Raw genomic sequence first — 11,529 nt, 5'->3', positions numbered from 1 at the left:
GGACGACGTGGGCGCCGGCCGCGTCGGAACGCAGGGACAGCGGGGCGGCGGAGCGGGTCACGGAGTCCGAGACGGCATCGGCCTGGTCGACGGGTGCCGGCCGGCGGGCCGGGCACTCCAGCGTGACGGCGGTGCCGTCGTCCCCGGACTCGACGGTGACCTGCAGCCCGGCCGACGCCATCATGCTGAACCCGCGGCCGCGCTCGCCGGGGTCGCGGTCGGGCTCACGCCAGCGTCCGTGGTCGCGCACGACCAGCTCGACCATGGCGTCGTCCCGGATCGTGGCCCGGATCTCCACGGTGCCCGGGTCCACGTCCCGGTAGGCGTGCTCGACGGCGTTCGCCATCACCTCGCTCACGCCGAGCACCAGCGCAGAGCGGTCCCGCGAGCCCAGACCGACGCCGAGCCCCCAGGCGTCCATCGCCCCGCGGACCCGCGCCAGCTGCCCGGGGTCGGCGGTCACGTCGAGCCGGAGGGGGGCCGGTGCCGGCCGGCGGTGCGCGGCGAGCACGGTCACGTCGTCGGTGAAGCCGTCGTCGATGAGCACCGACGGCACGTGCTGGCAGATCCGTCCGGCCACCGAGGCGCCGCCCGACGTGTCGCGGTACGCGTCCAGCGCGGTCCGCTCGAGGGCGGTGAGGCCGTCGCGCAGCGGCCGGTGGGTGTTCTCGACGAGCCCGTCGGTGAAGAGCACGATCGCGGACCCGTCGGGGAGGTTCGCGGTGGCCACGCGTCCCTCCGTGCGGGAGCCGAGCGGCCCGTCGCCGGTGGTCGGCAGGACGTGGGCGCCGTCAGGACCGACCACGAGGGGAGCGGGATGCCCGCGGGTGGCGTACTCGAGGTCTCCGGTGTGGGGGTCGAGCAGCGCGACGCACAGGGTCGCCGCGAAGGCACCCGAGACCCGCCCGGCGAAGGCCTCGACGGCCTCGAGGGCGCGCAGGATCCCGGCGCCCTCGAGCAGCCGCGCGGCGAGGACCGCGCGCAGCTGGCTCATGATCGCCGACGCCTCGACGCCGTGCCCCACGACGTCGCCGACCGTGAGGGAGAGGCGCCCGTCCGGCAGGGTCGCCGAGTCGAACCAGTCGCCGCCCGCCGCCTGCTCGAGACCCGCCACGAGGTAGGACGCCGCGACGTCGACCCGCGGCAGCAGKGGGACCGTCGACGGCAGCAGCGCGCCCTGCAGCCGCAGGACGACCTCGCGGGCGCGGGCCAGCCGCTGGTCGGCGGTCGCGGCGCCGTCCCGCTCGAGCTGCGCCGCGCGCAGGCGCGTCGTGATGTCGATCCCCGCGGCGACCGCGCCCCGCACCGAGCCGKACTCGTCGCGCGTCGGCGTCACCGTGAGGTCGAGCCACATGCYGGACGCCGGGTTGGACCAGTCGGCCACCACGGGCACCTGGTCGTCGTGGAACGGCTCGCCGGTGCGCACCGCCTCGGTCAGCGCCGACACGACGGCCTGGAAGCCCGGGTCCCGCAGGTCCCGCAGGCGGACGTCGAGCAGGCTGCCGCGCTGGAACGCGTCGCGGGCACCACGGTTGGCCGCCACGATGCGCAGGTCGGGAGCGCTGACGACGAGCTGGACCCCGGGGGAGGAGTCGAAGGCGCGCAGGACGGCGTCCTGGTCGACGTAGCCGTCGGACGCCATCGGGACCCCTCAGCTCATTGCGCGACCTGGTCGAGCCGGTCGCGGTCGGTCGACCTGTCGGTGGGTGCGCTGATCACGTCCAGGCCGTGCGCTCCTGCCAGCCCGAGGCTGGTCCCGGGGGAGAGCACGATACGCATCCTCACACCTGCGGCGGCACTTCGCCGGTGGGCGGCGGTCAGGGCCGAGACCCCGACCGAGCCGAGGTGGGACACGTCGCGCAGGTCGACCACCATCTCGCCCGTCTCGCGGGCCTTGATCATCAGCTGGGTCACCGCCGCGGTGAGCTCGTGCGCGGTCGCCAGGTCGACGGGCCCCTCGACGCGGACCACCGGCACGTCGCCGGACGTGTCGAACGCGATGTCGAGCCCCGGGCTCGTCCGCGCAGTCTCTTGCGAGGCGTCCGAGAGGCTGGCGAAGAAGAAGTCGTCCAGCCGCTGCCGCGTGTCCGAGCCGAGACCGCCGCCCACCTCGACCGCGGCGACGAGGCGCTCGGCGAGCGTCAGGAGGCGCACGTTGCGCTGCTGGGAACCCCAGCGCAACAGCTCGAACGCGGCATCGCCGTCGATGCCGTACCCGAGCATGAACGCGCCCTTGGCCTGGTCGATCACGGCGTGCGAGCGCAGCGCCTGGGTGAGCTCCTCGTTCACGCGGTGGGCGACGGCGTCGCGCTGGGACGCCGTCACGTCGACCAGGAAGCCGGTCACCGTGCGCAGGCCGGAGTCGTCGGGCTCGCCGGCGCCGGTGAGCGTCACGGAGTGCTCGGCGCCGCCCAGGTCGAGCAGCCGGTACTGGCAGCCGAACGGCTCCCCGTCGACGCCGCACTGCCCCAGGGCGTCGAGCACCCGGCCGCGGTCCTCCGGGTGGATGTGCCGCGAGATGAGCGCCAGGGTCGGCACGACCTCGCCCGGTGCCATGCCGTGGATCCGGAACGTGCCGTCGGACCACCACCATCGACCCGTCGGCGCCGTGTAGCGGAAGCGACCGACCTGGGCAGGCGTGGTGTGGGGGGTGGGCACGACGACCTCCGAGACGTCCCCGTCGGGGCGTGAGCTCCTCGTGGGCTCCTGGCTGAACCCGGTGCGCCCGTCGGACGCGGAGGCCCGCCGTGGTGCGACCGCAGCGTATGCCAGGAACGCGCGTGCAGCGCGTCGGGCGGCTCAGTGGAGGTGCCGGCGCCAGTCCTCGGGCACGCGTCCCGCCGGGCCCGGCACGGTCTGCTCGAGCGGGCGGTGCTCCGGCGCCGCCAGCGGGGGGCCGTCCGTGTACGCGTCCGCCTCGTAGTCCCAGAACCAGTCCTCGTCGGGCTCGAAGGTCCGGACCACCGGGTGCCCGGTCGCGCGGGCGTGGGCGGTCGCGTGCTGGCTGGGGGAGGTGTCGCAGCACCCCACGTGCCCGCAGGACGCGCAGCGCCGCAGGTGGAACCACCAGCCGTCCACCTGGTCACACTCGAGGCAGCCGGTTCCGCTGGGCGGCACCGTCGGGTCGATCGCGATCACGGGGTGGGTCCTTCCGTCGAGTGGTAGGGCAGCCGGACGCGGAAGCGCGTGTCGCCTGGCACGGAGGTCACGGACAGGTCGCCGTGGTGCTTGGAGACGACGATCCGCCACGAGATGTCGAGCCCGAGCCCGGTGCCCGAGCCCACGGGCTTGGTGGTGAAGAACGGCTCGAAGATCCGTCCGACCACGGCGTCGGGGATGCCCGGACCGGTGTCCGCGATCTCGACCTCGAGCCAGTCGTCGATCTGCCGGGTGGTCAGCGCCAGGGTGCCGTGACCGTCCATCGCCTGCGCGGCGTTGTCGATCAGGTTGGTCCACACCTGGTTCAGCTCCGCGGCGAAGACGTGGATGGGGGGCAGGGTGCGGTCGTACTCCCGCACGACCGTGATCCCCTCGCCCAGCTGGCGCTCCAGCATGGTGAGCGTGCTGTCGAGCAGCTCGTGCACGTCGACGGTCTGGTCGGGGGCGCGGCCGATCTGCGAGTACTGCTTGGCGGCCCYGACCAGGCTCGAGATCCGCCCGGTCGCGTCCTCGACCTCGTTCATGAGGGACTCGGTCTCGAGCGTGTACGCGAGCCACCGGACCGCGCCCTCGAGGACCTCGGGTCCCACGCACGACGCGACCGAGTCGAGCCACTCCACGCCCAGCCCCGCGGCCACGAAGCTGGGGGCGAGCTCCCAGCCGCCGGCGATGTCGTGCTCGTCCATCCACTCGCCCAGCGAGTCCTCCAGGTCCGAGACCTGCATCGCCGTCGGCACGACGTCCGAGGCGCGCTCCCGCGCCAGCGCGTCGACCGCCTTCTCCTGCAGGTGGATGATCTGCGCCAGCTGCTCGCGGTCGTACGGGCCGGAGGCGATGAGCGCGAGCTTGTGCCGCATCCCCGCGACCCGTTCGCGCAGGGTCGCGGTGGCCCGGGTGGCCGCCGCCGCGGGGTTGTTGAGCTCGTGCGTGAGCCCGGCCGACAGGGAGCCCAGGGCGAGCAGGCGCTCCCGCTGCCCGATCGCCTGCTGCGAGCTCTGCTGCCCGAAGAACAGCCCCTCGAGCAGGTGGACCGCCATCGGGAACCAGTCGTTCATGAACGCCGCGAAGTCGTCGGCGGACAGGACGTAATAGCGGGACGGCTCCAGCACGCGGAGGGTCTGCGAGTACGCCTGCGGCACGCGGTCCCCGAGGTAGGCGGCCCACGCGCCCGCGTAGACCCCGACCTGGGCGGTCCGTGCGATCTCGACGTCGTCCACGCCGACCCGTCGGTACAGCGCCAGGGAGCCCTCGAGCATGACGTAGAAGTCGGTCGCCGGGTCACCCTCGCGGTACAGCACCCCGGGGTCGATGAACTCGACGTGCCCGTGCCCGCACAGCCAGAGCAGCTGCTCGTCGGTGAGGCGCTCGAACAGGAACATCGTCCGCAGCTCGTCGATGTCGCACGCCAGGTGGGTCCGGGTGATCGACGCGAGCGGTACGGCGGTCGGTTGCGTGGTGGTCACAGCTGCTCCAGGTAGCGGTGGACGAGCATCACGGCCATGGCGCCCTCGCCGACGGCGGAGGCCACCCGCTTGGCGGACTCGGCGCGCACGTCGCCGGCCGCGAAGACCCCGGGGACGCTCGTCTCCAGGTGGTACGGCGGCCGGTCGAGGGGCCAGGTGTCCGGAACCTTGCCCTCGACCAGCAGGTCGTGACCGGCGCAGACGAAGCCGTGCTGGTCGCGTGTCACGGTGCCGTCGAGCCACGTGGTCAGCGGGGCGGCCCCGATGAACACGAACAACCATCCGGTGTCCACGGATTCCTTCTCGCCCGTGACGGTGTCCCGCAGCACGATCTGCTCCAGGTGGTCGTCGCCCGACGCCTCCACCACCTCCGAGTGCACGCGCACCCGGATCCTCGGGTTCTGCTGGACCTGCTCGATCAGGTACCGCGACATCGACTGGTCCAGCGACGCCGCGCGCACGACGAGGGTCACCGACCGAGCGTGCCGGGACAGGTACATCGCTGCCTGGCCGGCCGAGTTGGCCCCGCCGACCACGTAGATGTCCTGGTCGGAGCACGCGGTCGCTTCCGTGAGCGCGGACCCGTAGTAGACCCCGCGCCCGGTGAGCGCGCCGATGCCCGGGCCGTCGAGCTCGCGGTACGCGACGCCGCTGGCGACGATCACGGTGTGCGCGTCGACCGAGCTGCCGTCGTCGAACCTGACCGACCGGCCCGAACCGTGCACCTCGAGACCGACGGCGTCGCGCGTCATCACGATCTCGGCGCCGAACTTGAGCGCCTGCCGCCGGGCGCGCTCGGTCAGCTGGGCGCCGGAGACTCCGTCGGGGAAGCCGAGGTAGTTCTCGATGCGGGAGCTCTGCCCGGCCTGCCCGCCGGTGGCGCTCCTCTCGACCAGTGCCGTCCGCAGGCCCTCCGACGCGCCGTACAGCGCGGCGCTGAGCCCGGCGGGCCCGCCGCCGATGACGACGAGGTCGTAGAACCGCTCGGAGGGGTTGACCGAGAGCCCGACCTGCGCCGCCAGGTCGCCGTCGGTCGGTGCCACCAGGACGGTGCCGCCGGTGGTGACGACGACCGGGAGCGCCGAGTCGTCGGCCTTCGCGACGTCGAGCAGCACGCGACCCTCGGGGCTGTCGCTGGCGTACCAGCGGTAGGGCACCTGGTTGCGGGCGAGGAACTCGCGGACCTCCGACGACCGCGCGGACCAGCGGTGCCCGACCACCTTGGTCTCGGCGACGGTCCTGGGCGGGTTCGTGGTCCACGCCTCCAGCTGCGCGTCGATCACCGGGTAGAACTTCTCCTCCGGCGGGTCCCACGGCTTGAGCAGGTAGTGGTCCAGGTCCACCACGTTCACGGCGTCGATCGCGACGTCCGTGTCGGCGTAGGCCGTCAGCAGGATCCGCCGCGCCTGCGGATAGATGTCCATGGCTTGCTCGAGGAACTCGATGCCGGTCATCACCGGCATCCGGTGGTCGGCCAGCAGGACGGCCACCTGGTCGCCGCGCAGCCTGAGCTCGCGCAGCGCGTCCAGGGCCTCCGGGCCGGAGTCCGCACGGACCACGCGGTAGGCGTCCCCGTACCGTCGTCGCAGGTCACGGGCCACGGACCGGGACACCGCCGGGTCGTCGTCGACCGTCAGCAGCGCCGGCTTGCGCTGCGGGTCACCGTTCGCCTGCACCACGTGGTCCCCTCTCGTCGTGCCCAGTCTGTGCCGATCGCTGCCCGCCGCGCATCCGCCCGGACGGCCCTCAGTCGCCGACCACGAGCGCGGTGCCGCCGGTGATCCGGACCAGCTCGTCGAAGGTCGTCGGAAAGACGGTGTGCGGCGTCCCGCCCGCGGCCCAGACCTGCGGGTAGTCCGCCAGCGCGACGTCGACGACGGTCTCCACCGGCTGCGGGTGGCCCAGCGGAGCGACCCCGCCGATGGCCTGCCCGGTGGCCTCCCGCACCTGGTCCGGGGTGGCGCGGCCGATGTGCGACCTGCCCAGGACGCCGGCGAGCGCCACGGTGTCGACGCGGTGCCGACCGCTGGTCAGGACCAGCAGGGGGCGGTCGTCGGCCCAGAAGACGAGGCTGTTCGCGATCGCCCCCACCTCGACGCCGACCGCCGAGGCGGCCTCGGCCGCGGTGCGTGCCGAGTCGGGCAGCTCGACGACCCGGCCCGGCACGCCGGCGTCGTCGAGGGCCGCGGCGACCAGCCGGGAGCGGACGGGCAGGTCGGTCACGAGGTCTCGCCCAGGGTGCGCGGGAGCCGGCGGCGCGGCTGGAGGCGGATGTTCGGCAGCTCAGGGGCGGGGATCCGGGCACCGTCGTGGCCGGCGACCAGCCCGAAGCGCTCGGCGCGGTCCGGCGACTCCCAGTCCGCGCGGGCCCGCGCGATGTCGGCGTGGTCGCGGCCGACGAAGTTCCACCACATGACCAGGTCGTGCGCGAAGGGAGCCCCGCCCAGCAGGAGGAGCCGCGCGCCGTCGTGCGACCGGACCCGCACGAAGTCCCGCCCGTCGCCCAGGTAGAGCAGGCCGCTCGTCGTGTGCGGCGTGCCGGCGACCTCCGCCGAGCCGCCGAGCAGCAGCACCGCGTGCTCGAAGCCCCGCACCAGAGGCACCTCGATGTCGGCGCCGGCGTCCAGCGTGACCTCCGCGCCGAGCAGCGGCGTGTGCACGCGGGCCGGGGACCACGACCCGTCGAGGTCGCCGATGAAGACCGTCACGCGGGCGCGCGGCGCCTCCCAGACCGGCAGGTCGCCCACCTGGACGAACCCAGGCGCACCCTCGGCGACCCCGTCGGGCAGCGCGACCCAGAGCTGGACGGCGTGCAGCAGGGGCTCGGTGCCCAGCGAGAACTCGGAGTGCGCGACCCCGTGCCCGGCCGTCATGAGGTTGAGCTGACCGGGCCGGACCACGGCCTCGGACCCGACGCTGTCGCGGTGCAGGATCTCGCCGGCGACGGGCCAGGTCACGGTCTGCAGGCCCGTGTGCGGGTGGGGGAGCACGCGCATGTCGACGTGCTGCGGGCCGAACTCGTCGAGGAAGCACCAGGCGCCGACCATGGGCAGCGCGCGCTGCGGCAGCGTCCGCCGCACCCGCATGGCGCGCACCCCGCCGAGCGGGACGTCCCGCGCCTCGTGCAGCTCGACCACCGGTCCGCGCGAGGGAACGAGGTCGCACACCTCCGGCACCGGCCGCACCTCGAGGTTCGTCATGAGGCCACTCTAAAAGTCGGACCTCACACACGGGGGGCCTTGTGCGTCTGCAGACTGTGAGCGTGAAGGAACCCTTCGAGCGGGTGGTCGTGGTCCACGGACCCACCGTGCTGCGCGTGTGCCGCGCGGTGGTCGGCCCGGTCGACGCCGACGACGCCTGGTCGGAGACGTTCCTCGCCGCGCTCCGCGCCTACCCGGACCTGCCCGCCGACGCCAACGTCGAGGCATGGCTCGTGACGATCGCCCACCGCAAGGCGATCGACGTGGTGCGCCGGGCCGCCCGGCACGCGGTGCCCGTGGCGGACGTCCCCGACCGACCGCTGCGCCCCGAGGGCCGCGACCTCGACCTGTGGGCGGCGCTGGCCGCGCTGCCCACCAAGCAGCGCCAGGTGGTCGCGTACCACCACCTCGGGGGGCTGCCCTACGACGACGTCGCCGCGCTCGTCGGCGGCACGGCCGCAGCCGCGCGGCGGGCGGCGTCCGACGGTGTGGCCACCCTGCGCCGCACCGTGACCGACCAGGAGGAGCCATGATCGACTTTCCGGACGCGAGCGCCGACGACCTCGCTCGCCTGCACCGCGATCTCGCGGCCCGTGCGGCCGCCGACGGCCTGATCGACGTCGCCTACCGCACGGTCGACAGCCCCGTGGGCCGCCTGCTTCTCGCGCGCACGCCCGCGGGCCTGGTCCGGGTCGCGTTCGAGGTCCAGGACCACGACGCCGTGCTGTCCGCGCTCGCGTCGTCGGTGAGCCCGCGCGTCCTGGAGGCGCCGCGGCAGCTGGACGACGTTGCCCGCGAGCTCGACGAGTACTTCGGGGGCCGGCGCACGGCGTTCGACGTGCCGCTGGACCTGCAGCTGCTGCGCGGCTTCCGCCGGGACGTCGTCCTGCACCTGCCGGACGTCGCCTTCGGCCGGACCGCGAGCTACGCGGCGATGGCTGCCCTCGCCGGCAGCCCGCGGGCGGTGCGCGCGGTCGGCACGGCCTGCGCGCTCAACCCCCTGCCCGTGGTGCTGCCGTGCCATCGCGTGGTGCGCTCGGACGGCTCGCCGGGCCAGTACGCCGGGGGAGCGGAGGCCAAGCTGACGCTCCTCGAGCTCGAGACGCGTGTCGGGGCGGCGGCGTAGCGTCGTCACCATGTGCCGGAACATCACCACGCTCCGAGGGCTCGAGCCACCCGCCACCTCGGAGGAGATCGAGGCCGCCGCGCGGCAGTACGTGCGCAAGGTCACCGGGGTCCAGTCGCTGAGCGACGCCACGCGGGAGCCGTTCGAGGACGCCGTCCGGCAGGTCGCCGCCATCACGGCCCGCCTGCTGGACGAGCTGCCCGCCCGCCGGCAGCCGCCGACCACGGTCCCGCCGCTGCGGCGCGCGGACGTGCAGGCGCGGATCGCCGCGCGCGAGGCGCACGAGCGGGCCCACGAGCTGGGGCTGCCCCACGAGCACGACGAGGACGAGCACGAGGACGAGCACGTCCACGTGCACGCCGGCGTCTAGAGGGGCCAGCGCACCAGGCGGGGGATGCCGTCCGGCGCGACGGCGGCCAGCGCCAGGAAGCGCGCCTCCGCGCGGTGCAGGCGGATGTGCTCGTCCAGCGACCAGGTCGGTCCGTTGGTGAGCACCATGCCGCACGCGCAGGCGATGGTCACGCGCCCGTCGTCGGTCTGCGTCACCTGACCCACGGTCGTGTGCTCGGTGGCGGCGCGGACCTTGGCGTGGCGCATCTCCGCGCTCACGGCCTCGACGGGGTGGGGGTCAGCCATGACCCCATCGTGCCGCAGCGCTGTCAGCTGTCGGTCCGGATCTGCTCGTCGTCGACCAGCTGGTCGAGCTCGAACGACTCGTCCCACTCGCCGCCTCCGAGGCTCGGCATCATCGCGCGCAGGCGCGGCTGCCAGGCGTCGGAGCGGTCCGGGAAGCACCGCTCGAGCAGGTCGAGCATCGTGGCCACCGCGGTGGACGCGCCCGGCGAGGCCCCGAGCAGCCCGGCGATCGAGCCGTCGGCCGACGTGACGAGCTCCGTGCCGAACTCCAGGACGCCGCCCTTGGCCTTGTCCTTCTTGATGACCTGCACCCGCTGCCCGGCCGCGATGAGCTCCCAGTCGCGCGGGTGGGCCGTCGGCATGAACGCCCGGAGCGTGCGCAAACGGTCGGTGTCGGTCGCGGTGACCTCGCCCACCAGGTACTTGACCAGGTCCAGGTTCCGGATGCCCACGGCGATCATCGGGACCAGGTTGTTCGGTCGGATCGACCGGACGAGGTCCGTCCACGAGCCGTTCTTGAGGAACTTCATGGTCCAGCCCGCGTACGGGCCGAACAGCAGCGCCGTGCCGCCGTCCACCACGCGGGTGTCGAGGTGCGGGACCGACATCGGCGGCGCGCCGATGTCCGCCTTGCCGTAGACCTTCGCCTGGTGCCGGGCGACGATCTCGGGGTTCGTGGTCTTGAGGAACTGCCCGCTGATGGGGAAGCCACCGAAGCCCTTGGCCTCGGGGATGCCCGACGCCTGCAACAGGCCGAGGGCGCCACCGCCGGCGCCGATGAACACGAACCGCGCGGCGACCTTGCGGCTGCGCAGGTGGCCGTTCCAGCGGCGGTCGGCCACCCGGAGCGACCAGGTCCCGTCCTTCTTCTGGCGGAGCTTCGTGATCTCGGACTCGAGGTGCAGGCGCGCGCCGCGCGTGACGGCGTCGGCGACCATCGCGCGGGTCAGGCGACCGAAGTCGACGTCCGTGCCCTCGGCCGCGCGCGTCGCCGCGACGGGCTCCGACGGGTCACGGTCGTCGACGAGCAGCGGTGCCCACCGCGCGATCTGCGCGGGGTCGGTGCTGAACTCGAGGTCGGAGAACAGGGGGTGCTTGCGCAGCGTCTCGAACCGGCGGCGCAGGTAGTCGGCGTTGTCCGCGCCGCGCACGAACGTCATGTGCGGGGTGGTCGACAGGAAGCCGTCGCCGCCGGGCAGCCGGTCGTGCGTCGCCAGGTGGTTCCACAGCTCGCGGGACAGCTCGAACTGCTCGTTGATGGTGACGGCCTTGGAGATGTCGATCGTGCCGTCGGCCCGCTCGGGCGTGTAGTTGAGCTCGCAGAGGGCCGCGTGGCCCGTGCCCGCGTTGTTCCACGCGTTCGAGCTCTCCTCGGCCAGCGCCGGGCGCCGCTCGTGGATCTCGACGGTCCACGTGGGCTCGAGGGTGGTGATGAGAGCGGCGAGGGTGGCGCTCATGATCCCGCCCCCGACGAGGAGGACGTCGACGATCTCTTCGCGTTCTGGCACGTTTTCGATCGTATGTTGACGTCGAGATACCTCCCGGCCAGGCGGCCTGTGATCTTGCACACGCGGGGTGGGCGGCGGGTCCGTGTCACGCGCCACCCACCCCGCGGCTCCTCGGGGCGGCTCAGCCGTTGCCGCAGGTGGCCCCGTTCACCGTGAACGCGCTCGGCCTGGTGTTGGTCCCGGTGTGGGACCCGTTGAAGCCGACGTCCACGCTCCCGCCCGGGGCGATCGTGCCGTTCCAGGCGGCGTTGGTCACCGTCACGGCGGCGCCCGTCTGGCTGTACACGCCCGACCAGCCGTTGGTCACCTGCTGGCCGTCGGCGAACGCGAAGCCCAGCTTCCAGCCGGTGATCGCCGACGTGGAGGCGTTGGTGATCCGGACCGACGCCGTGAAGCCCGTGTTCCAGTCGGACGTCGTGTACCTCACGGTGCAGGCC

General features: G+C 73.6%; 13 protein-coding genes. 3 read left to right on the top strand and 10 right to left on the bottom strand.

Annotated elements, in window-relative coordinates; genetic code table 11:
* The 7 genes from ACXJKG_RS14400 to ACXJKG_RS14370 form a co-directional block, all read right to left on the bottom strand.
* A partial coding sequence (locus ACXJKG_RS14400) for an ATP-binding SpoIIE family protein phosphatase (RefSeq protein WP_456846432.1) occupies positions 1-1,642 on the bottom strand: 1,642 nt, incomplete at its 3' end.
* A 14-nt stretch (positions 1,643-1,656) separates the two neighbouring features.
* Positions 1,657-2,658, bottom strand: a complete 1,002-nt coding sequence (locus ACXJKG_RS14395; protein ID WP_456846431.1) for an ANTAR domain-containing protein — start codon at positions 2,656-2,658, stop codon at positions 1,657-1,659.
* A 141-nt stretch (positions 2,659-2,799) separates the two neighbouring features.
* Complete coding sequence (locus ACXJKG_RS14390; RefSeq protein WP_456846430.1) at positions 2,800-3,138, bottom strand: UBP-type zinc finger domain-containing protein; 339 nt, start codon at positions 3,136-3,138, stop codon at positions 2,800-2,802.
* Positions 3,135-4,622 carry an ATP-binding protein gene (locus tag ACXJKG_RS14385; protein WP_456846429.1) on the bottom strand — a complete coding sequence of 496 codons (1,488 nt, stop codon included), beginning with the start codon at positions 4,620-4,622 and terminating at the stop codon, positions 3,135-3,137. The genes ACXJKG_RS14390 and ACXJKG_RS14385 overlap by 4 nt, the downstream gene beginning before the upstream one ends.
* Positions 4,619-6,298 (bottom strand): FAD-dependent oxidoreductase, encoded by a 1,680-nt coding sequence (locus ACXJKG_RS14380; RefSeq protein WP_456846428.1) that lies wholly within the window; start codon positions 6,296-6,298, stop codon positions 4,619-4,621. Before ACXJKG_RS14380 ends, ACXJKG_RS14385 begins: the two co-directional genes overlap by 4 nt.
* A gap of 70 nt (positions 6,299-6,368) precedes the next feature.
* Positions 6,369-6,845, bottom strand: coding sequence for a YbaK/EbsC family protein (locus ACXJKG_RS14375; RefSeq protein WP_456846427.1), 477 nt, complete (start codon positions 6,843-6,845; stop codon positions 6,369-6,371).
* Positions 6,842-7,822, bottom strand: coding sequence for a pirin family protein (locus tag ACXJKG_RS14370; RefSeq protein WP_456846426.1), 981 nt, complete (start codon positions 7,820-7,822; stop codon positions 6,842-6,844). Before ACXJKG_RS14370 ends, ACXJKG_RS14375 begins: the two co-directional genes overlap by 4 nt.
* Before the next feature lie 62 nt (positions 7,823-7,884).
* Between ACXJKG_RS14370 and ACXJKG_RS14365 the strand changes: the two genes are divergently transcribed.
* From ACXJKG_RS14365 to ACXJKG_RS14355, 3 genes are read left to right on the top strand one after another with little or no spacing between them, the layout of a single operon-like run.
* Entirely contained in the window at positions 7,885-8,355 is a 471-nt protein-coding gene (locus ACXJKG_RS14365; RefSeq protein ID WP_456846425.1) for an RNA polymerase sigma factor, read from the top strand.
* Positions 8,352-8,948, top strand: a complete 597-nt coding sequence (locus ACXJKG_RS14360) for a methylated-DNA--[protein]-cysteine S-methyltransferase (RefSeq protein WP_456846424.1) — start codon at positions 8,352-8,354, stop codon at positions 8,946-8,948. Before ACXJKG_RS14365 ends, ACXJKG_RS14360 begins: the two co-directional genes overlap by 4 nt.
* Before the next feature lie 10 nt (positions 8,949-8,958).
* The gene (locus tag ACXJKG_RS14355; RefSeq protein WP_456846423.1) at positions 8,959-9,318 is read left to right on the top strand and encodes a DUF2277 domain-containing protein; all 360 of its coding nucleotides are present in this window, start codon (positions 8,959-8,961) and stop codon (positions 9,316-9,318) included.
* On the opposite strand, the gene ACXJKG_RS14350 is transcribed toward ACXJKG_RS14355, so the two are convergent.
* From ACXJKG_RS14350 to ACXJKG_RS14340, 3 genes are all read right to left on the bottom strand, one after another.
* Complete coding sequence (locus ACXJKG_RS14350) at positions 9,315-9,584, bottom strand: hypothetical protein (protein WP_456846422.1); 270 nt, start codon at positions 9,582-9,584, stop codon at positions 9,315-9,317. The genes ACXJKG_RS14355 and ACXJKG_RS14350 overlap by 4 nt on opposite strands.
* Positions 9,585-9,607: 23 nt before the next feature.
* Positions 9,608-11,092, bottom strand: coding sequence for a malate dehydrogenase (quinone) (gene mqo, locus ACXJKG_RS14345; RefSeq protein ID WP_456846421.1), 1,485 nt, complete (start codon positions 11,090-11,092; stop codon positions 9,608-9,610).
* Between the two features lie 121 nt (positions 11,093-11,213).
* Positions 11,214-11,529 (bottom strand): cellulose binding domain-containing protein (locus ACXJKG_RS14340; protein WP_456846420.1); only part of this gene is annotated, 316 nt, incomplete at its 5' end.

The sequence above is a fragment of the Cellulomonas sp. P5_C6 genome, assembly GCF_054049635.1.
Note: the sequence above shows the minus strand (reverse complement) of the source record. Positions and strands in the feature narration are given on the sequence as shown.